The organism is Streptomyces sp. NPDC008163 (genome assembly GCF_042956885.1).
In the GTDB taxonomy this organism is placed as follows: domain Bacteria; phylum Actinomycetota; class Actinomycetes; order Streptomycetales; family Streptomycetaceae; genus Streptomyces; species Streptomyces drozdowiczii_A.
Genome location: NZ_JBIBHG010000002.1, coordinates 178,388 through 199,401, shown reverse-complemented (window position 1 = coordinate 199,401; position 21,014 = coordinate 178,388). Strand labels below are relative to the sequence as shown.

Sequence of the window (21,014 nt, the reverse complement as noted above, 5' to 3'; positions counted from 1 at the left end):
CGCCGTCGGCCTGACCGTCGCTGAAGCAGCGCGCAGCGCAACGGCCTGTCCCACACGTGCGCGTGGGACAGGCCGTTTCCTTATCACCCGGGGACCGGAAAGAGTCGAGTTTGTCCGGACCGGCACCCCGGCGTCCGATCCGTGCATACGCTGCTGTCCATTTCGACGGCTCGTGCACGGAAGGCGGAGCGCCCGATGGCGGATGAGGCGGACGTGGTGGGCGGCGAGGCCGTGGGGACCGCGTTGTGCGTGGTGTGCGAGACGTACGCCGACGAGCGGACCTTTCCGCAATTGACCGGTGCGACGGCCCAGATGGAGGGGATCGTCAACCGCCTTGAGGCGCTGGGCATCGCGACCCGTACGGCGGGCGGCGGCAACCCCTCCTGGGCGGACTTCGACCGGGACCTCACCGCCTGGAGCGCGTCCGGCGCCGGGAAGCCCGCGCTCATCGTATGGTCCGGTCACGGCGTGCTGGTGGACGACGAACTACGTCTGGCGCTCTGCGACTTGGACCTCGACGCCGAGCAGGTCGTCCGGGACGCGCGCGCCCTGCGGCACGGGGTCTCGCCCGAGACGCTGGTCAACGAGGCGGTGGCGTCGGGGGCCGACCAGATCCTGGTGCTCATCGACGCCTGCCACGCCGGGGACGCCGTGGGCCGGGGCCTGGAGAAGGCGTTGCGGCGGTGGGAGACCACCTCCGCGCCGCCCGGCCGGGTGCAGTGGTTCGGGATCATGACGAGCTGCCGGCGCGGTGAGACCTCGGACGGGGCCGGGCCGCTGCTCGACGCACTGGCCGAGGTGCTGAGGGAGGGCCCGGCCACCAGCGAGTACCGGTCGGCGTGGAGCGCCCACAACGCGTGGGTCAGCGGCCCGGACGTGCTCGCCGCGCTCGGCGAGCGGTGGCGCGGCGAGGGGCAGACGCCGGTCCCGGCCGCTCTCGGCACCGGGCGGCCGGTCTTCCCCAATCCGCGCCATGTGCCCGGGGCGCCCGCCCGCCTGGTGGAGCACCTGGTGCTCGCGGCCCGGGGCGTCGGGTTCCGCGAGGAGGGCTCGTTCTTCACGGGCCGGAAGCGGGTCCTGGGCCAAATCACCGAATGGATGGAGGCGGACGAGGCCGGGCTCTTCCTGGTGACCGGCCCGGCGGGCTGCGGCAAGTCGGCGGTGCTGGGCCGGATCGCCACGCTCACCGACCCGGAGCGGCGTGCGGAGACCGAGGCGCAGGGCGGCCTGCGGGAGGGCGACCCCGACCCCGGCCCCGGGCACCCGCTCGCGGCGGTGCACCTGCGGGGCCTCAGTCCGCTTCAGGCCGCTGCGGAGCTGGCCCGGCGGCTCGGGCTGCCGGAGCCGCGCAACCCGGACGACTTCCGGGGCGAGCTGCGCGAACTGGACCGGCGTCCGGTGCTGGTCCTGGACGGCCTGGACGAGGTGCCCGTCGAGCATCTGCAGGCCATGATCGAGGAGTTGGTCTTCCCGCTCAGCCGGGCGGTCCCGGTCCTGCTGGGTTCGCGCGAGCGGGCGTTCCGCGCCCGGCTGGCGGATGGCGGGCACCCGGACGAGACCCTGCCGGACGCGCTGGCGCGGCTGATCGGGGCGGCCGTCACCACCGCGGACCTGGAGGCGGAGCCGGGCACCGAGGAGGACATCGCCGCGTATGTGGCCCGCCGGTGCGAGGCGGGCGGCTTCCCGGCGGACCGGGCGCGGGAGGCGGGCGAGGCGGTCGCGGCGCGCGCCACGGCGGTGGGCGGCGGGTTCCTGTTCGCCCGGCTGGTGACGGGCTCGCTGCTGGCGGAGGGGCGGGACGCCGGGGACGACGCCTGGCAGGCCGGTCTGCCGGAGTCCATCGACGCCGCGTTCGAGGACGACCTGCGTTCGGGCCCGGTCCGGGTCCTGGGGGACGGCACCGAACTCCCCTCCGCCGCACGGGACCTGCTGACCGCCCTGGCCTGGACGGCCGGGCGCGGGATGCCCGCCGGGGGCGTCTGGGAGGAGGTCGCCGGAGCCCTGGGCGGCCGGGCGACGCCGTACGACGAGAGCGACGTGGACTGGGTGCTGTCCGCGTACGGGCGTTACATCGTGGAGGACGCGGAGGACGGGCAGGCGGTGTACCGGCTGTACCACCGGGAGTTCGTCTCGCATCTGGAGGCCCGGCCCGCGGCAGGCGGCGCCGAGGCCGCGGAGGTGGTGCTCGCCGCGCTCGTCGCGCATGCCGAGCGGCGCGCGGCGGACGGCGGCTGGGCGGCGGTGGACCGGTACGTGATGCGGAGGCTCGCGCGGCACGCGGGCCGGGCGGGCGCGTCGGGGATCGAGGCGCTGCGGAAGTTCGTCAAGCGGCTCGGGCCTGACGCGGTACCGGTCCTGGGCCATGCGCTGAACGGCTACTCGGAGCAGCTGGGGCAGGCAGGGAACCCGGCCGGGGCGTTGCGGGCGGCGCAGGAGGCGGCGGACCTCTTCCGGACGTTGGAGGAGGCCGCCCCCGGGTCCCGTACGACGGAACTCGTCCGCACCCTGGTCAACGTCGCCAACCGGTGCGCCGACGTCGGGGACCGCGAGGGGTCGCTCCTCCCGGCACGCGAGGCGGTCGCGCTCCTGCGGAGCCGCTCCGGGGCGGGGGACAGCGCGTCCCTGGCCGACCTCGCGCTGGCGCTCGCCACGCTCGGCAGGCGGGTCCACGAGATCGGTGACCTGGAGGGTGCGCTCGTCCTCACCGGGGACGCCGTCGTCATCTTCCGGGAGCTGTCCGAGAAGGAGCCGGCGGTCTTCCGCCCCCAGCTCGCCTCCGCGCTGAACGGCTTGGCGGTGGTGCTGATGGCGCTCGGGGAGCGGCGGGCCTCCGTCTCCCCCGCGCAGGAGGCGGTGGAGATCTTCACCGGCCTCGCCGCCGCGCGCCCGGACGAGCATCTGGGCCCCCTCACCTCCTCCCTGGCGAGCCTGGCCCACGCCCTCAGGGCCGTCGGACGTCACGCGGACGCGCTGCCGCAGGCGGAGAAGGCGGTCCAGGTCAACCGGAGGAGGGCCGAACGCCATCCGGCCGCTCTGCGGGCCTCCCTGGCGGGCTCCCTGACCAATCTGTCCGTGCACAGGGCCGACGTGGGCGACACCGCGAGGGCGCTAGCCCCCGCGAGGGAGTCCGTGGAGATCTGCCGGGAGCTCGTCGAGCGTCACCCGGACGCATTCCGGGAGCAACTGGCCACGGCACTGCACAACCTCGCGGACCGGCTCTCCGGCGTCGGGGACCACGAGGGCGCGCTCGCGTCGGCCCGGGAGGCCGCGCGGGTGTTCGCCGGGCTCGCCGACGAGCACATGGAGGTCTTCCAGCCGGATCTCGCCCGGGCCGTGACGTCCCTGGCCAACAAGACCGCCGCCGCCGGGGACCGCGCGTCGGCGGTACTGCTCGCGCGCCAGGCCCTGCAGCTCCAGCGCGATCTGGCCAAGCACCGGCCGGCGGCCTCCCTCCCCGGGCTGGCCGGGATGCTGAACAACCTCGCGATGCACCTGACCGCCGACGGGCAGCCGGCGGAGGCCCTGGCACACTCCGAGGAGGCGGCCGCGCTCTACGGGCGTCTCGCCGGGGAGGACCCGGAGGCGTTCCTCCCCGAGTACGCGCTGGTCCTCAACAACGTCGCCAATCACCGTGCGGTCCTGGGCGATCTGTCGGGGGCGCTCACGGCGGGCCGGGAGTCGGTCGCGATCCGCCGGGAACTCGCCGCGGCACAGCCTGCCGTCCACCGGCAGGAGCTGGCCGTCTCGCTCTCCAGCCTCGCCGCCCATCTGAACCCGGCCGGTGACCCGGCGGAAGGACTGTCCGTCGCGACAGAGGCCGTAGCGCTCCTGCGTGAACTCGCCCCCGACGCGCCCGTCCTGCGCTCCCCGCTCGCGAGGGCCCTCGGCGCCCTGGCCGCGAACCTCAACAGCACCGGCAGCCGGAAGGAAGCCCTGGCGGCGGCCGACGAAAGTGTCGTCCTGGTGCGCCGGCTCGTGGACGAGCACAGTGGAGCGCACCGTGCCGATCTGGCGCTCGCCCTGCGGAACCTCGGCAAGCTGCGGGGGATGAACGGGGACCTCGAGGGAGCCGTGAGTACGGCCCGGGAAGCGCTGCCCGTCTGCCGCGCCCTGGCCCTGGAGAACCCGCGCGCCTTCGAGGACGATCTGGTGCAGGCGCTCGGGGAGTTGGCCCGCGCGCTCGCCCGTACCGGCGACCACGCCTCGGCGGTCGAGGCGTACGAGGAGTGCGCGGCGGAGTTCGCCGAAGCCCACCCGCCGACCGCCCGGCGCATCGGCGTCGAACGGAGCGTCTTCCTGCTGAGCTGCCCCGATCCGCTCCCCTCGGAGGGCGTACGCGCGCTCGCGTCGTTCCTCGGGCGGGACGCCGGCCTCGAACCGGAGGACGGCCCGGACCTGGTGACCGTACGGGCGCGGCGGGCCCTGCGCGCCCACGGCGACCGGGAGGAGGTGCGCGAGGCGTGGGAGGCGGAGACCCACGGCCCCGCGCCCGACTGGCTCTCGCTCTCGGCCGCCACGCTGGAAGCCGTGGGCACCTGGATGTTCGCGCCCGACTGGACCACGTCGCGCGACCACTGGTCCCGGTACGCCGACGCGCTCGCCGGTGAGGAGGCCGCGACGGCGCTCGAAGAGCTGGCGCTCCTGGACCCGGCCACCGCACAACAGCACGCCGCGCTCCGCGAGTTCGTGCTCGACCACGGCGTGACATCCGCCTACGATCCACTGATCCTGTCGGGGCAGCTGGCCGAGTGGGTGGGCTGCGAGTCCTGGGCCGAGTCGCGGGCCTACCTCCAGGACCACCCGCGCCTCCTCCAGGTCTGGCCGTCCCCGGACACCCCGCTCTCGCACGTCGCCGTCCTGGAGGTCTCCCGTACGGAGGGGATGGACGCCGCCTACGCGCTGGTGGAGGACCGGGACGCGCTCCAGGCATACGTGGAGCGGGCGTTGGAGGCCGGTGACGGCACCTCCCTGATGCACGCGGCCGCCATCGAGGGGCAGGTCTACGAGGACCGGCTGTCCTCCTTCGCCCACGCCCAGGTGAGCATGGTCCTCTCGGGGGCCGTCCAAGGCATCGAACCGGAGGAGCTGGCCGGTCTGATCCCGCGCGCCCCGGAGGAGATCCGGGGCCGACTGCTGCGGGAGATCGCGGGCCTGAGTGTCCGGTACGCGGAGCCGTACGGGGAGCTGTGGCTCCGCATGATCAAGGCGCTCAGCGGGGCCGCCTGACGGTCACCCGTCCACGCGAAGGGGCCCGGTCCGCACAAGCGTGCGGGCCGGGCCCCTGGTGTGACCGGCTGAATCAGGCCGGGCCGGTCAGGCCCGCGTCGGCTCCGGTTCGCCGGACTCCTGCGCCTCCGCCGGGGCCGGGACGCCGGCCTTCGCGGCCCTCTTGGCGGCCTTCTTGTTCCGGCGGCGTTCCTTGCGGAGCTCCACCATCGCGTACAGCGTCGGCACCAGGAGGAGCGTCAGCAGCGTCGAGGTGATCAGACCACCGATGACGACGACGGCCAGCGGCTGCGAGATGAAGCCGCCCTCGCCGGTGACGCCGAGCGCCATCGGGAGCAGGGCGAAGATCGTCGCCAGGGCCGTCATGAGGATCGGACGCAGACGGTGGCGCCCGCCCTCCACGACCGCTTCGACCACGCCCAGGCCCTGGGCCCGGTACTGGTTGATGAGGTCGATCAGCACGATCGCGTTGGTCACCACGATGCCGATCAGCATCAGCATGCCGATCATCGCCGGGACGCCCATCGGGGTGCCGGTGGCGACGAGCAGGCCGATCGCGCCGGTGGCGGCGAACGGGATGGAGACCAGCAGGATCAGCGGCTGGATCAGCGACCGGAAGGTGGCGACCAGCAGCATGAAGACGATCGCGATGGCCGCCAGCATGGCCAGGCCCAGGTTCTTGAAGGCGTCGTCCTGGTCCTCGGAGACACCGCCGATGGTGGCGGTGGCACCCTCGGGGAGGTCCAGGGCCTTGATCTTCGTCTGGAGCGTGGTGCTGACCGCGCCGGTGTTGTCACCGGTGGGCCGGGCGGTGATGGTCGCGGCGCGCTGGCCGTCGATCCGGGTCATGGAGACCGGTCCGGGGACCAGCTTCACGTCGGCGATGGTGCCGAGCTTCACCTTGCCGAGCGGAAGGTCCTTCAGCTCCTGCATGGTGGTGGCCGGGTGGGCCGACTTCACGACGACGTCGCGCTCGGCGTCGTCCATGATCGCCTTGCCGGACGGGGTGCCCCGCACCGCTCCGGCCACGGCCGCGCCGAGCGTGGCCTGGGTGTAACCGGCATCGGCGGCCTTCGCGTTGGCCTTGACCGAGATCCGCGGGACGCTCTGCGCCAGGTCGCTCTGGACATCGGTGACGTCCTTGAGCTTGGCGACCTCGGCGCGGACCTGCTCGGACGCCTTCTTCAAAGTGTCCGCGTCGGCGGCCTTCACGACGACGCTCAGGTCCTGGCTGCCGAAGCCGTCGCCCGCGCTGATGGTGGTGTCGCCGATGCCGTCGAGCTTGGCGAGACCCTTCTCGATGCGGTCCTGGGTGGCCTCGAACTCGGCGGAGTCCTTCAGGGTGACCTGGTAGGACGCCTGGTTGGAGCCGGTGCCGCCGCCGAAGGCGGCCATGAAGCCGGACGAGCCGACGGTGACCTGGTAGTCCTTCACACCCTCGTCGTCGGCGAGGAGCTTCTCGACCTTCTTGGCCGCCTCGTCGGAGGCCGCGAGGCTGGTGCCCGGGTCGAGCTTCTGCTTGATGGACAGGACTTCCTGCTCGCCCTGGTCGAAGAAGTTCGTCTTGAGGAGGGGCGCCATGCCGAAGGTGCCGAAGAGGACGACGAGGGCGATGACGACACTGGTGATACGGCGCCGGGTGGCGAACCGCAGCACCGGGACGTAGATCCGCTGGAGGCGGCTGCGCGCCTCCTTCTCCTCGGCCTCGCGCCGCGCCTTGTCCGGGTCCTCGGCGGTGCCCTTGGGGGCGCGCAGGAACCAGTACGACAGGACGGGAACCACGGTCAGCGAGACCAGCAGCGAGGCCAGCAGGGCCGCGGTGACGGTCAGCGAGAACGAGCCGAACAGCTCGCCGACCATGCCGCCGACGAGACCGATCGGCAGGAAGACGGCGACGGTGGTGAGCGTCGACGAGGTGACCGCGCCGGCCACCTCCCTGACCGCGGTGATGATCGCCGACTGCCGCTCCTCGCCGTAGCCGAGGTGGCGCTTGATGTTCTCCAGGACGACGATCGAGTCGTCCACGACCCGGCCGATCGCGATGGTGAGCGCGCCCAGCGTCAGCATGTTGAGCGACAGGTCGCGGGTCCAGAGCACGATCAGCGCGAGGACCACGGAGAGCGGGATGGAGACCGCGGTGACCAGGGTGGAGCGCAGCGAGGCCAGGAAGACCAGGATCACGATGACCGCGAAGAGCAGGCCCAGCGCGCCCTCGGTCGTCAGGCCGGAGATCGCCTTGGAGACGGCCGGTCCCTGGTCCGAGACGACGGTCAGCTCGGCGCCGGAGCCGAGGTCCTTGCGCAGGTCCGGGAGCTTGTCCTTGACGGCGTCCGAGATGGCGACGGCGCTGCCGTCCTTGTCCATCGTCGCCATGACGGCGAGGCTCGGGCGGCCGTTGGTGCGGGTGATGGAGTCCGCGGTGGCGGCCTCCTGCTTCACGGTCGCGATGTCACCGAGGCGGACCGGCTTGCCGGGCTTGCCCGAGGCCGGGTTCTGACCGGTGACCCGCAGGTCCTCGATCTGCCGCAGCGAGGTGAAGGCGCCGCCGACCTGGATCGTGCGGCTCTTGCCGGACTCCGAGAAGGCACCGGCAGGGACGGTCGCGCCGCCCGACTGGAGCGCCTGGGAGAGCGCGGCGGCGTTGAGTCCGGCGGCGGCGAGCTTCTTGTCGTCCGGGGTGACGGAGACCTGGAGGTCGCGCACACCGTCGACGGAGACCTGGCCGACGCCGTCGATGTCCTCCAGGGCGGGGACGACGGTGCGGTCCAGCTGGTCGGCGAGCGCCTGCTGGTCCTTGTCCGAGGTGACGGCGAGGACGACGGTCGGGATGTCGTCCGTCGAGCCGGCGATGACCTGCGGGTCGACGTCCTCGGGCAGCTGGACGCGGGCCCGGTTCACGGCCTGCTGGATGTCGGCGACGAGCTGCTTGGTGCCCTCGTCACCGAAGTCGAAGGACGCCATGATGACGGCGTTGCCCTCGCTGGCGGTCGACGTGACGCCGGTGACGCCGTCGACGGCCTTGATGGTGTTCTCGAGCGGTTCGACGACCTGCTTCTCGACCACATCGGGGGACGCACCCTGGTAGGGGGCGAGCACCGACACCATCGGCAGTTCGATGGTGGGCAGCAGCTGCTGCTTGAGCTGCGGGATCGCGATCGCTCCGAAGACGAGCGCGACGATCGAGATCAGACCGATCAGGGCCCTCTGCGCGAGGCTGAATCTGGACAGCCAGGACATGGGTGGGTCTCTTTCTGTGGCTTACGCGGCAGGTGGGCGGGATGCCGGGACGTGCCCGGGGGACAGATCCCGCCCACCTATACGATCGCCGATCCCCGGGACGAAAGTCCTCGGCCCCAGGGTCGCTTTCTCATGCCGCGCATACCGCAGGTGGAGTACACCCCGGCTGCACCCTCACTCCACCCGTGGGCGCACCAGGCCCGATTCATACGCGATTACCACGAGTTGTGCCCGGTCCCGGGCGCCCAGCTTCGCCATCGCCCGGTTCACATGGGTCTTGACGGTCAGTGGGCTGACGACCAGGCGCTCCGCGATCTCGTCGTTGGACAGCCCGCCCGCGACCAGGACCAGCACTTCGCGCTCCCTCGTGGTGAGCGCCGCCAGCCGCTCCGAGTACGCGGCCGCCCCCGGCCCGTCCTCCGCCCCGCTGCCGCCCTGCGCGAGGAACGTGGCGATCAGGCCCTTGGTCGCGGCCGGCGAGAGCAGCGCCTCGCCCCCCGCCGCGATCCGGATCGCGTTGAGGAGTTCGTCCGGCTCGGCGCCCTTGCCGAGGAAGCCCGAGGCCCCGGCGCGCAGCGACTGCACCACGTACTCGTCCACCTCGAAGGTGGTGAGCATGACCACGCGGACGTCCGCGAGTTCCGGGTCGGCGCTGATCATGCGGGTGGCCGTGAGTCCGTCGGTCCCGGGCATCCGGATGTCCATCAGCACCACGTCGGGCCGCTCGGCGCGGGCCACCTGCACCGCCTGCGCCCCGTCCGCCGCCTCGCCCACCACCCGCATGTCGGGCTCCGAGTCGACCAGCACCCGGAACGCGCTGCGCAGCAGCGCCTGGTCGTCGGCGAGCAGGACCTTGATGGCCGGTGTCATGCGTTCTCCCCCGTCCGGTCCGCCGCGCCCGGCCGACCGGGCTCCTGCGCGCGGGCCTCGACGGGCAGGATCGCATGGACGCGGAACCCGCCCCCGTAGCGGGGACCTGCGGTGAGGGTGCCGCCCAGGGCGGTGACGCGTTCCCGCATCCCGAGCAGGCCGTGCCCGCCGCCGGAGCCCGAATCGGTGTCAGTGGCGTTCCCGCGGCCGTTGTCCAGGACCATGACCTCGGCCGTGGCTCCGACCCGTACGACGCTCACCTCCGCCCTGGCTCCCGGGCCCGCGTGCTTGCGGACGTTGGTCAGCGCCTCCTGGATCACCCGGTACGCGGCCAGGTCGACGGCCGAGGGCAGCGGCGGATCGCCCTCGGCGGCGCAGGCCACCTCGACGGGCAGCCCGGCCTGGCGCACGCTCTCCACGAGCTGGCCGAGGAGCGCGAGGCCGGGGGCCGGTTCGGTCGGCGCCTCCGGGTCGCCGGACTGGCGGAGCAGGCCGACGGTGGCCCGTAGCTCGTTGAGCGCGGACCGGCTCGCCTCGCGGACATGGGCGAGGGCCTGTTTCGCCTGGTCGGGGCGTTTGTCCATGACGTGGGCGGCGACTCCGGCCTGCACGTTGACCAGGGCGATGTGGTGGGCGACGACGTCGTGCAGATCGCGGGCGATGCGCAGCCGTTCCTCGGCGACCCGGCGGCGGGCCTCCTCCTCACGGGTCCGTTCGGCCCGTTCGGCGCGCTCCCGGATCGCGCCGACGAACGCGCGCCGGGAGCGGACCGCGTCGCCCCCGGCCGCGGCCATCCCGGTCCAGGCGAAGACGCCCAGGTTCTCCTGGCTGTACCAGGGCGGCGAGCCGAAGAGCATGGCGGCGGCGGTGAGCGCGGCCATGGTGAGCAGCCCGACCCGCCAGGTGGTGGGCCGGTCGGTGCGGGCGGCGACGGTGCACAGCGCGATGACGGCGCTCATCACGACGGGGGCGGGCGGGTCCGCGGTGACCAGCTCCACGACGGTCAGCGCCCCGGTGGCGGCGAGCACCGCCATGGGTTCGCGGCGCCGCCGGATCAGGGCCAGCGCGCTGAGCAGCATCAGCAGCAGGCTGCTCGCGGCCGGGGTGCGGGCGCCGAAGGTGGGCCCGTCGTGCCCGCCGGGGTCCACGAACGACGCGAAGACCATCGCCATGAGCACGCCCAGGGCGAGCGCGCCGTCCAGCGCGAGGGGATGGGCGCGCAGCCACTTGCGGACGCGCGGGACCCCGGTTCCGAGGGTGGTCACGTCGGGCTACGTTACGGTGTGCCGCGCACTGCCCGGTCCGGCCGGGAGCGGCGGCCCCGGACGCACCCGTGCCCCGCGTCCGTCGGGCGGGCGCGGGGCACGGGGTGCGGGTGCTGGAGAGCGGTCGGCGTCAGCCGGGGATCAGGCCGTCGTCGCTGAGCATGGCGCGTACCTCTTCGAGGGTCGCGTCCGGCGCCGGCAGGATCAGCTCGGACGGTTCCAGGGAGTCGTCGGGCAAGGGTGCGCCGAGTTCGCGCACCCGGGCCAGGAGCGCGTGGAGCGTGGTGCGGAAGCCGGGTCCGTCACCGCGTTCCATCTCGGCCAGCAGGGCGTCGTCGAGCTTGTCGAGCTCGGCGAGATGGCTGTCGGCCAGGACCACCTGGCCCTCCCCCATGATCCGTACGATCATGACGCCGCCTCAGTTCTTGTCGAATTTGTGCGACTGGCTGTTCTGCTGCTGGGCGTCCTGCGGGCCGCCCTCGATCGCCTGCTGCGAGGAGGAGCCGCCGGCCAGCTCGGCCTTCATGCGCTGAAGCTCCAGCTCCACATCCGTACCACCGGAGATCCGGTCCAGCTCGGCGGCGATGTCGTCCTTCGCCGTGCCGGTCGGGTCGTCGAGGGCGCCGGAGGCCAGCAGCTCGTCGATGGCACCGGCGCGGGCCTGGAGCTGCTGCGTCTTGTCCTCGGCCCGCTGGATCGCCAGGCCGACGTCGCCCATCTCCTCGGAGATGCCGGAGAACGCCTCGCCGATCCGGGTCTGCGCCTGGGCGGCCGTGTAGGTGGCCTTGATGGTCTCCTTCTTCGTCCGGAAGGCGTCCACCTTGGCCTGAAGCCGCTGGGCCGCGAGAGTGAGCTTCTCCTCCTCGCCCTGGAGCGTGGTGTGCTGCGTCTCCAGGTCGGTGACCTGCTGCTGGAGGGCGGCGCGGCGCGACAGCGCCTCGCGGGCCAGGTCCTCGCGGCCGAGCGCGAGCGCCTTGCGTCCCTGGTCCTCCAGCTTCGAGGACTGGCCCTGCAGCTGGTTCAGCTGCAGCTCCAGCCGCTTGCGCGAGGTCGCCACGTCGGCGACTCCGCGGCGCACCTTCTGAAGCAGCTCAAGCTGCTTCTGGTACGAGTAATCAAGGGTCTCGCGCGGATCCTCGGCCCGGTCAAGGGCCTTGTTTGCCTTCGCGCGGAAGATCATCCCCATACGCTTCATGACACCGCTCATGGGCTTCGCGCGCCCCCTTCTGACTCAACTGGGCTCCAGCACTCCAACAGAACCCACAGTACGGGCCCTGTCTCTATTACCGCACTGTTCGGACGTGGATGGGCTCCTCCCCAAGGACGACTGTGCGTCCGGTCCGCTCCGGCCCAGGGAGTAGGTGAGGCCCGTACCGCCCGCCCGCACACCGTCGAGGACGCAGGCCGTTGCCGGATCGTTCCCGGGCGGCCTGCGGGGATCCGTGAGCGACCCCGTACCCTTGGGCCTTGTGTTCCGTAGCCGCTCCAAGGAAGAGAAGGCCCCCACCGACAAGGTGACGGCGGACCTCTCCAAGACGCCCCGCGACCCGCAGGCTCCCAAGGGTCGCCCCACCCCCAAGCGCAGCGAGGCCCAGACGCAGCGCCGTCGCGCCTCCAGTGGTGCGCCGCTCGACCGCAAGGAGGCCGCCAAGCGGCAGCGCGAGGCGCGCCGCGTGGACATGGCCAAGCAGCGGGAGGCGCTCGCCAGTGGTGACGAGCGCTATCTGCCCGCGCGCGACAAGGGGCCGGTGCGCCGCTTCGTCCGCGACTTCGTGGACTCCCGCTTCTGCATCGCGGAGTACTTCCTGCCGCTCGCCGTGGTCATCCTGATCCTCAGCGTGATCCAGGTGCAGGGCATCCAGAACATCTCGCTGCTGCTCTGGCTGATCGTGATCGTGCTGATCGTGATCGACTCGGTCGGGCTCGCGTTCCGTCTGCGCAAGCAGCTGAACACGCGGTTCCCGGACACCCCGAAGCGCGGCGCGGTCGCCTACGGGCTGATGCGTACGCTCCAGATGCGGCGGCTGCGGCTGCCGAAGCCGCAGGTCAAGCGCGGGGAGAGGCCCTGAGCACCGAGCCGTCCGGCCCGGTCGGCGGAGTGTCCGCCGACCGGCCGGCCGTCTCCGGCTTCGCCGGGGCCTCGGCAGCCTGGACCAAGGGCCTGACCGGCCTGCGCAACACCGTGCGGCAGGAGCTGGTCGCCCGGCAGCTGGACGAGCAGATCGCGGCCCGCTTCCCGGTCGGGCAGCGGCTGCGCATCCTGGACGTCGGCATGGGCCAGGGCACGCAGGCGCTGCGGCTGGCCCGGGCCGGGCACACCGTGACCGGTCTCGAATCAGACGCGGAGATGCTGCGGGTCGCCCGTGAGGCGCTGGGCGGCGAACCCGCCGGCATCCGCGAGCGGGTGCGGCTGATCGAGGGCAACGGCCAGGACACCGGGGTTCATTTCCTGCCCGGCAGCTTCGACGTGGTCCTCTGCCACGGGGTCCTGATGTACGTCCAGGAGCCGGACGCCATGCTGGCGGGCCTGGCCCGGATGCTGGCGCCGGGCGGGCTGCTGTCCCTGCTCGTACGGAACGCCGACGCGCTGGCGATGCGGCCGGGGATGGCCGGGGACTTCGCCGGGGCGCTGGCCGCGTTCGACTCCGACCGGTACACGAACCGGCTCGGCCTGTCCGTACGCGCGGACCGGCTGGAGGCGCTGACGGCGACGCTGGCCTCGATCGCCGCGCCGCTGCACGCCTGGTACGGGGTGCGGCTCTTCACGGACCTCGTGAGCAACGAGGTGGAGCTGCCGCCGGTCGCGGAGCTGGAGCGGGTGCTCGCGGCGGAGGACCGGGCGGGGCGGACGGATCCGTATCGCGGGGTCGCGGCGCTGCTGCATCTGTGTGGCGTACGGGGCTGAGGCCCGGGCTCGTCCGGGCGGGCGTCCTGTCCTCAAACGCCGGACGGGCTGAAAGATCGCCCTCAAACGCCGGACGGGCTGAAAGATCGCCCTCAAACGCCGGACGGGCTGAAAGATCGCCCTCAATCGCCGGGCGGGCTTGATGTCCGGCCGCCCGGCGCTGTCACGTGCGGCGCGTGCCCGCTTGAGTTCCGCCGTCCGGCGCTGCCCCATGTGCCTCTTCACCTCTTGGATGCGCTCAGCAGGCCGCCCGTCAGGGCAAAAGCAATAATCCGGACATGGATGCCATTCACTCCCGCCGCCGTGCGCGGCGGCTGTTGCTGCCCCTGTCCGCGGGTGTCTGCGCGATCGCGCTGGTGAGCGGTTGCTCCGGGGCGGATGCCCCGGCCGCGGGGCCGGACGCGACGGCGTCCGGTTCGGCGCAGGCCGGGCCGGCCGCGAAGGCCGACGGGGATCTGCAGAGCGAGTACCAGTCCACCATCAACGACGTGCTGCCGTCGGTCGTGCAGATCGACGCCTCCGAGAGCCTGGGCTCCGGTGTCGTCTACGACGCCCAGGGCCACATCGTCACCAACGCGCACGTCGTCGGCGACGAGAAGTCGTTCAAGGTCACCGTGGCCACCGGCGAGAAGGTGCTGAAGGCGTCGCTGGTCGCCGCCTACCCCCAGCAGGACCTGGCCGTCATCAAGCTGGACGACGTGCCCGACGGGCTGCGGCCCGCGAAGTTCGGCGACTCGGAGAAGGTCGCGGTCGGACAGATCGTGCTGGCGATGGGCTCGCCGCTCGGCCTGTCCAGCAGCGTCACCCAGGGCATCGTCTCGGCACTCGGCCGGACCGTGAGCGAGAGCCGCTCGGGCGGCGGCACCGGGGCGACCATCGCCAACATGGTGCAGACCTCGGCGGCGATCAACCCGGGCAACAGCGGCGGGGCCCTGGTGAACCTGGACAGCCAGGTCATCGGCATCCCGACGCTCGCCGCCTCCGACCCCCAGATGGGCGACAGCGCCGCGCCCGGGATCGGCTTCGCCATCCCGGCCTCGATGGTGCGGACGGTCGCGGACCAGATCATCAAGAACGGCAAGGTGACCGACTCGGGCCGGGCGGCCCTCGACATCACCGGCCGCACGGTCGTCAACGACGACTACCGCCCCGCGGGCGTCGCGATCGTCAGCGTGCAGAACGGCGGCGCGGCCGACAAGGCCGGGCTGCGGGCCGGCGACATCATCGTGAAGGTGGACGACTCGAAGGTCACCACGATCACCTCGCTCTCCGAGGCGCTGGCCGGCCACAAGCCGGGCCAGAAGGCGAAGGTGACGTACACGCGCGGGAGCGCGCAGAAGACGGCCGAGGTCACCCTCGGCGAGATCTGAGCGTACGCAGACGCTGCCGCCGGGCGAGTCCGCGAGGGCCCGCCCGGCGGCAGCCGTGCGCCGTCAGCCGGCCGCGTCCGCCTGAAGGCTCATCGGGCCGTAGATCTTCGTCCCGTCGTCGAAGAGCGTGACCTGGTCCGCCCCGCCGTCCAGGAGTTCCTTCCAGTACTCACCGATCCACGACTCCGCGTCGCCCTGGGTCGTGAACTCCTCCGGCTGCAGGGCCGGCTCCGTCTCCGTACCGTCGGACTTCTCGAACCGCCACGTCCACGCCATGTGCGCCTCCCGGGTAAGTCGTTCCGGTCGGCAGCCTAGAGGCTGCGCGGCTGATCTTCGAGGGCCCACGTCGCGCATCGCGTGCGGCGACGCGGCAGGATCGGAGCGTGGAACTGACTCTGCTCGGCACCGGAGCCCCCGACGGGCTGCCGCGGCCCGACTGCCCCTGCGCCGCCTGCGCCCTCGCCCGCGGCACCGGCGGCCGGGCCGCGACCGCCCTCCTGGTCGACGACGCGCTGCTCCTCGACCTCACGCCCGGAGCGGTGTTCGCCGCCGCCCGCGCCGGCCGCTCGCTCACCGGCGTACGCCAGGTCCTCCTGACCCACCCGCACGACGGACCCGCCGTCGAGCTGCCCGTCGGGCTGCCTCCGGCGGGCCGGGTCCCGGACGGGAGGGTGCTGACGCTGATCAGCGGGCACCGGGTGCGGGCCGTGCCGATGGACGCGCCCGGCACGGGGTACGAGGTGACCTCGCCGGAGGGCGCCCGGCTGCTGTACCTCCCGCCGGGCGGCGCGCCGGCCGGGCTGACGGGCCCGGTGGCGCAGCCCTACGACCTGGTCGCCGGGGACGTCGTCGGGCGGCCCGACGCGGTGGCGCGGCTGCGGGCCGTCGAGGCGATCGGGTCCGCCACCGAGCTGATCGCCGTCCACCTGGACCACGACGCGCCGCCCGCGCCCGAGCTGGAACGCCGGCTCGCCGCCGCCGGGGCCCGGGCGGTGCCGGACGGCACGACGCTGACGGTCGGCGGCTTCCGCACCCCGGCCGCGGCCCCGCGGCGCACCCTGGTCACCGGCGGCGCCCGTTCCGGGAAGTCCGTCGAGGCGGAACGGCGCCTGGAGACGTATCCGGAGGTCGTGTACGTGGCGACGGGCGGCACCCGGGACGGGGACGGGGACTGGGCGGCCCGGGTGGGGCTGCACCGGGAGCGCCGGCCGGCCGCCTGGCGCACCGAGGAGAGCTGCGAGCTCGCGGAGCTGCTGTCGTCGGACGGGCCGCCGCTGCTCATCGACTGCCTGTCCCTGTGGCTGACGGACGCGATGGACCGGGTGGACGCCTGGGACGACGCGGCATGGGCGGAGGGCGGCGAGCGGGCGCTGCGGGCCAGGACGGCGGAGCTGGTCGCGGCGGTGCGCGGGACGCGGCGCACGGTGGTCCTGGTGACCAACGAGACCGGCTCCGGGGTGGTGCCGGGGACGGCGGCCGGGCGACGCTTCCGGGACGAGCTGGGCCGGCTGAACGCGGCGGTGGCCGAGGAGTGCGAGCAGGTGCTGCTGGTGGTGGCGGGCCAGGTGCTGGTGCTGCGCGGCTGAGGGATGCGGGGGCCGCGGGCACGGGGCCGTACCGGGCGGGCCCGGAAAACGTGGCGGGTACTGTTCCGCAGGGAGCCCGCCGCCGGGCTCCCCGGACCACTCCCCGTATCGACCCGCGAGGCAGACCCCCGTGAATCTGGACGACTTCTCCGACCTGATCGAACGCCCCGACGGGGGCGTACGGCGCGATGCCGAGGAACGCCGGGAACGGCTCATCGTGCCCCCGGGCGCCCTGGGCCGGCTGGACGAGCTGGGCGAGTGGCTGTCGACCGCGCAGCAGGCCGCGCCGGTGCGGACGATCGCACAGCCGCGCGTGGTGCTGTTCGCGGGTGACCACGGGGTCGCCGAACTCGATGTGTCCGGCCGCGCGGCCTCCACCGCGCACGAGCTGGTGCGGGCCACGCTGGACGGCTCGACCCCGCTGGCGGTCCTGGCCCGCCGGTTCTCCGTGCCGGTGCGGATCGTGGACGCCGGTCTGGACTGCGACCCGGAGCTGCTGCCGGAGGCCGTCGTACGGACCCGGGTGCGGCGCGGCAGCGGCCGTATCGACGTCGAGGACGCGCTGACGGCCGAAGAGGCCGAGGCCGCGGTGCGGCTCGGGATCGCGGTGGCCGACGAGGAGGCCGATTCGGGCACCGACCTGGTGCTGCTCGGCGACCTGAGCGTGGGCGGCACGACGGCGGCGGCCACGCTGATCGCCGCGCTCTGCGGCACGGACGCCTCGGTGGTGACCGGGCGCGGCGGCGCGGGGATCGACGACCTGGCGTGGATGCGCAAGTGCGCGGCGATCCGTGACGCCCTGCGCCGGGCCCGGCCGGTCCTGGGCGACCAGCTGGAGCTGCTGGCCACCGTGGGCGGCGCCGATCTGGCGGCGATGACCGGCTTCCTGCTCCAGTGCGCGGTGCGGCGGCTGCCCGTGGTCCTGGACGGGGTGGTCGGCGCGGCGGCGGCGCTGGTCGGCCAGCGGGCCGCGTTCCGGGCGCCGGACTGGTGGCTGGCGGGCCAGCTGAGCGGGGAGCCCGCGCAGGCGAAGGCGTTCGACCGGATGGCGCTCAACCCGCTGCTCGACCACGGCGTCATCGTGGGCGAGGGATGCGGGGCACTGCTCGCCCTTCCCTTCGTCCAGGCCGCCGCCGCGCTGGCCGCGGAGCTGCCCGAGCGGGAGCCGGAGCCGGCGGAGGGCGGCGCGGACGACGAGAAGGACGGGCCGACGGACTGACACCGGCCCCGCTCCGCGCCCGGCCGACACCGGCCGCGGAGCGCCCCCTCATGCGGCGCGATGCCCCATATGATCGCTTTTCATGGGAGAGGTCGGTATGGCCGTCGAGGAATCCGGGCGGGGTACCGGCCGCAGGGCCGGCACTCCGCGCTCCAGGCGCGGCGCCGCGTTCGCGATCTGGTACCTGCGCCTGGTGTCGTTCCTCAACTTCCTCAGCGCGGTCTGGGTGACCTTCGGCCAGGACCTGCGCCGCCACAACACGGACGACTACTTCACTCCGTATCTGCTCACGGCGGGCTTCTCCTCGGGGGTGGTGGCGCTCTTCCTGGCCGTGACGATGCGCCGCCGGAAACGGGCCGCGTGGATCGTCAACCTGGTGCTCAGCGGGCTGACTCTGCTGCTGTCCACCGCCCTGATCGTCTTCCCGGAGGTCCGCCGCTATCCGCAGAACTGGATCTCGCTGACGCTCTCCGCGGGCTTCGTGCTCGCTCTGTCGCTCGGCAGGCGCGAGTTCTACGCGAAGGGCGACCGGTCCAATCCGAAGCTGGCCGCGCTGGTGGCGGTTGGCGGGCTGCTGGTCACCTCGCTGATCGCGGCGGGCCTGGTCACGGCCACCAACACCGCGCACGACGAGTACCGCGCGACCTTCCTGGACCGCTGGGCGTACGGGGCGCTGCGGCTGGTGTCCGTCGCCGCTTCGGACTCGCGGTTCCCCGGGATCACCGCGCCGGGCTGGGTGAACGTCGTCATCAACATCCTGTCCACGCTGCTGCTGGTCGCGGTCGTCTGGGCGGCCTTCCGTTCCCGCCGGGCGGTCGACCCGATCACCCCGGAGGACGAGGAGGCGCTGCGGGCGCTGCTCGGCAGGCACGGTGAGCGGGACTCGCTGGGCTACTTCGCGCTGCGCCGCGAGAAGAGCGCGGTGTGGTCGCCGACCCGGAAGGCGGCCGTCGCCTACCGGGTGGTCGGCGGGGTGTCGCTGGCGTCCGGCGACCCGATCGGCGATCCGGAGGCCTGGCCGGGGGCGATCGTGCCCTGGCTGGCCGAGGCCCGCGAGCACGGCTGGATCCCGGCGGTGATGGGTGCGAGCGAGGAGGCGGGCACGGTCTACGCGCGGCACGGCCTGGACGCCCTGGAGCTGGGCGACGAGGCGATCGTGGAGACGGCCGACTTCACCCTGGAGGGCCGCGCCATGCGGACCGTGCGCCAGGCGTACAACCGGGTGCGGCGGGCGGGTTACGAGGTGACGGTGCGCCGGCACGCGGAGATCCCGGAGGCCGAGATGGCGGAGCTGGTGCGCCGGGCGGACGACTGGCGCGACGGGGCGACGGAACGCGGTTTCTCGATGGCGCTGGGCCGGCTCGGCGACCCGGCCGACGGGCGGTGCGTGATGCTGGAGTGCCGTGACGCCCCGTCCGGTGACGGCATCCCGGGCGAGCTGCGGGCCCTGCTGAGCTTCGTGCCGTGGGGCCCGAACGGGCTCTCGCTGGACCTGATGCGGCGTGACCGGGACGCCGAGAACGGGCTGATGGAGTTCATGGTCATCGAACTCCTGCAGCGGGCCGGGAAGCTGGGCGTGACGCAGGTGTCGCTGAACTTCGCGATGTTCCGCTCGGTCTTCGAGCGCGGGTCGCGGCTGGGCGCCGGTCCGGTGCTCCGGATGTGGCGGTCGCTGCTCAGCTTCTTCTCGCGGTGGTGGCAGATCGAGTCGCTGTACCGGGCCAACGCGAAGTACCGCCCGATCTGGGAGCCCAGGTTCCTGCTCTTCGAGAAGAGCGCGGACCTGCTGCGCATCGGCGTCGCGGCCGGCCGGGCGGAAGGTTTCCTGGAGGCGCCGGGGCTGCCCAAGTGGCTGCACCGTTCGCGGCTGGCCCGGGGCCGTGCCGTACCGCCCGGACCGCGTGGATGACAGCCGTACGCGCCCTGCGCCGGGCGGCCCGCCGGGAGTGGGGCCCGCTCGGGTCGGCCGTACGGGCCCCGCTCGCCGCGCGCGGCCCGCGGGCCGTGCCCCTGACCCTGGCGTCGGTGGCCCTGACGGGGCTGCTCCAGGTGGTGCAGAACCGGCCCTGGGGCTACGGCCCGGTGCAGACGCTGGGCGCGGTCCGGGCCGACGATCCGCTCTGGGCGGCCCTGCTGCGTACCCCGTTGTCGCTGTTCGTACCCGCGCTGGACCTGCCGGTGTGGGGGGCGCTGGCGCAGATGCTGGTGGTGTTCGGGGCCGCGGAGGTCTGCCTCGGCCGGTGGCGGACGCTGCTGATCGCGTACGCGGCGACCCTGGCCGGGACCCTGTACGCGCGGATCGGCATCGCGGCCGGGCCGGACGGCTTCCTCGGGCTGCCCGCGTCCGACGCGCGGATCGTGGACACCGGGCCCTCGGCGGCGGTCGTCGCACTGGCGGTCTGCGTCTGCTGTGCGTACCGGGCGCGGATCACCGGGGCGGTGGTGATCGTCGCGATGGTGGCCGAAGCGGTGCTGAAGGACAACCTCGCGGGCCGGGAACACCTGGCGGCCATCGTGGCGGCGCTCGCCCTGTGCGCGGCCCGGGCGCTGCGCGGGCGGCGACGGCGGGGCGGTCAGGTCTTGGAGGGCGGGAGGGGGGCCCGGTCCGGTGCCCCGCCGATCAGGTCCTGGAACTTGCGGCGCGGGCCGACCCAGCGCACGTCGTGGTGGTAGGCCCGCAGCACCGCGCGGGAACGGGCCCGGTGCCGGTTGCGGTAGAACCGCCGCGCCCACAGCGAGGTCGGCCGGGCCAGCCGTACCGCGCCGATCAGGGCCACGAAGGGCACCAGCGTGCCGACCACCGCCATACGCGCCTTGCCCTTGAAGAGGGTGATCAGCACGAAGCAGAAGTTGACGACCACGGTGAGCACGGCCCCGAGCCGGCCCTGCTGCTGATCGTCGCTCAGGTCGTTGACGCCCAGCGGCGAGAACCCGCCGAGCACCAGCAGCACCAGGGCCGCCGTGAGCACGACGACCTCCACGCTCTGGCGCCCCTCCTCGGTCCAGTACACGTCGTCCAGGTGCAGGATCAGGGCGAACTCGTCCAGCACCAGACCGGCGCCCACGCCGAAGACGACCGCGCAGACCGACGCCGTGACGCCGTGCCGCCCGCTGCCCACCGCGCCGAAGCCGCCGACGACGCTCAGCACCACTCCGGGCACCACGTGGTGGATGTGGACGCCGCCGGGTGTGATGTTGCGGAACGGTCCTTTCCCGGCCCGGATCATCCGGGTGATGAAGCGGGTGATCGCGAACGTCAGCACGAAGGCGGTCAGGGCCAGGAGCAGGGGCAGCTTGCCCGGCTCCACGAAGTTCTGATTGAGCCAGTGACCCATG

General features: G+C 73.3%; 15 protein-coding genes. 8 read left to right on the top strand and 7 right to left on the bottom strand.

Annotated elements, in window-relative coordinates; genetic code table 11:
* Positions 1–195: 195 nt before the first annotated feature.
* Positions 196–5,226, top strand: a complete 5,031-nt coding sequence (locus ACFZAT_RS06015) for a tetratricopeptide repeat protein (RefSeq protein WP_391260763.1) — start codon at positions 196–198, stop codon at positions 5,224–5,226.
* 87 nt (positions 5,227–5,313) lie between these two features.
* Here the strand turns inward: ACFZAT_RS06015 and ACFZAT_RS06010 are convergent, their stop codons facing one another.
* The 5 genes from ACFZAT_RS06010 to ACFZAT_RS05990 form a co-directional block, all read right to left on the bottom strand.
* The gene (locus ACFZAT_RS06010; RefSeq protein WP_391260760.1) at positions 5,314–8,463 is read right to left on the bottom strand and encodes an efflux RND transporter permease subunit; all 3,150 of its coding nucleotides are present in this window, start codon (positions 8,461–8,463) and stop codon (positions 5,314–5,316) included.
* Between the two features lie 174 nt (positions 8,464–8,637).
* Positions 8,638–9,333, bottom strand: coding sequence for a response regulator (locus tag ACFZAT_RS06005; protein ID WP_391260757.1), 696 nt, complete (start codon positions 9,331–9,333; stop codon positions 8,638–8,640).
* A complete protein-coding gene (locus ACFZAT_RS06000) occupies positions 9,330–10,598 on the bottom strand; it encodes a histidine kinase (RefSeq protein WP_391260754.1) in 1,269 nt (422 codons plus the stop codon). Before ACFZAT_RS06000 ends, ACFZAT_RS06005 begins: the two co-directional genes overlap by 4 nt.
* Before the next feature lie 130 nt (positions 10,599–10,728).
* Entirely contained in the window at positions 10,729–11,007 is a 279-nt protein-coding gene (locus tag ACFZAT_RS05995) for a hypothetical protein (protein WP_391260752.1), read from the bottom strand.
* A 9-nt stretch (positions 11,008–11,016) separates the two neighbouring features.
* Complete coding sequence (locus ACFZAT_RS05990; RefSeq protein WP_073965547.1) at positions 11,017–11,793, bottom strand: PspA/IM30 family protein; 777 nt, start codon at positions 11,791–11,793, stop codon at positions 11,017–11,019.
* Between the two features lie 274 nt (positions 11,794–12,067).
* Here ACFZAT_RS05990 and ACFZAT_RS05985 point away from each other — a divergent pair, with 274 nt between their 5' ends.
* From ACFZAT_RS05985 to ACFZAT_RS05975, 3 genes are all read left to right on the top strand, one after another.
* The gene (locus ACFZAT_RS05985) at positions 12,068–12,667 is read left to right on the top strand and encodes a DUF3043 domain-containing protein (protein ID WP_391260748.1); all 600 of its coding nucleotides are present in this window, start codon (positions 12,068–12,070) and stop codon (positions 12,665–12,667) included.
* A gap of 101 nt (positions 12,668–12,768) precedes the next feature.
* The gene (locus ACFZAT_RS05980; RefSeq protein ID WP_391261669.1) at positions 12,769–13,503 is read left to right on the top strand and encodes a methyltransferase domain-containing protein; all 735 of its coding nucleotides are present in this window, start codon (positions 12,769–12,771) and stop codon (positions 13,501–13,503) included.
* A 278-nt stretch (positions 13,504–13,781) separates the two neighbouring features.
* Complete coding sequence (locus tag ACFZAT_RS05975; RefSeq protein ID WP_391260745.1) at positions 13,782–14,873, top strand: trypsin-like peptidase domain-containing protein; 1,092 nt, start codon at positions 13,782–13,784, stop codon at positions 14,871–14,873.
* Between the two features lie 63 nt (positions 14,874–14,936).
* Here ACFZAT_RS05975 and ACFZAT_RS05970 read toward each other — a convergent pair whose 3' ends face one another.
* The gene (locus tag ACFZAT_RS05970) at positions 14,937–15,149 is read right to left on the bottom strand and encodes a hypothetical protein (RefSeq protein ID WP_093709157.1); all 213 of its coding nucleotides are present in this window, start codon (positions 15,147–15,149) and stop codon (positions 14,937–14,939) included.
* A 107-nt stretch (positions 15,150–15,256) separates the two neighbouring features.
* Here ACFZAT_RS05970 and ACFZAT_RS05965 point away from each other — a divergent pair, with 107 nt between their 5' ends.
* From ACFZAT_RS05965 to ACFZAT_RS05950, 4 genes are all read left to right on the top strand, one after another.
* Entirely contained in the window at positions 15,257–16,459 is a 1,203-nt protein-coding gene (locus ACFZAT_RS05965) for a bifunctional adenosylcobinamide kinase/adenosylcobinamide-phosphate guanylyltransferase (RefSeq protein WP_391260742.1), read from the top strand.
* Positions 16,460–16,589: 130 nt separating this feature from the next.
* Positions 16,590–17,678, top strand: coding sequence for a nicotinate-nucleotide--dimethylbenzimidazole phosphoribosyltransferase (locus ACFZAT_RS05960; RefSeq protein ID WP_391260739.1), 1,089 nt, complete (start codon positions 16,590–16,592; stop codon positions 17,676–17,678).
* 82 nt (positions 17,679–17,760) lie between these two features.
* Complete coding sequence (locus tag ACFZAT_RS05955) at positions 17,761–19,587, top strand: phosphatidylglycerol lysyltransferase domain-containing protein (RefSeq protein WP_391260736.1); 1,827 nt, start codon at positions 17,761–17,763, stop codon at positions 19,585–19,587.
* A complete protein-coding gene (locus ACFZAT_RS05950; protein ID WP_391260733.1) occupies positions 19,584–20,351 on the top strand; it encodes a hypothetical protein in 768 nt (255 codons plus the stop codon). Before ACFZAT_RS05955 ends, ACFZAT_RS05950 begins: the two co-directional genes overlap by 4 nt.
* On the opposite strand, the gene ACFZAT_RS05945 is transcribed toward ACFZAT_RS05950, so the two are convergent.
* Positions 20,252–21,013: a hypothetical protein gene (locus ACFZAT_RS05945; RefSeq protein WP_391260730.1), complete on the bottom strand. Its 762-nt coding sequence runs from the start codon at positions 21,011–21,013 to the stop codon at positions 20,252–20,254. The genes ACFZAT_RS05950 and ACFZAT_RS05945 overlap by 100 nt on opposite strands.
* Between the last annotated feature and the right edge of the window lies 1 nt (position 21,014).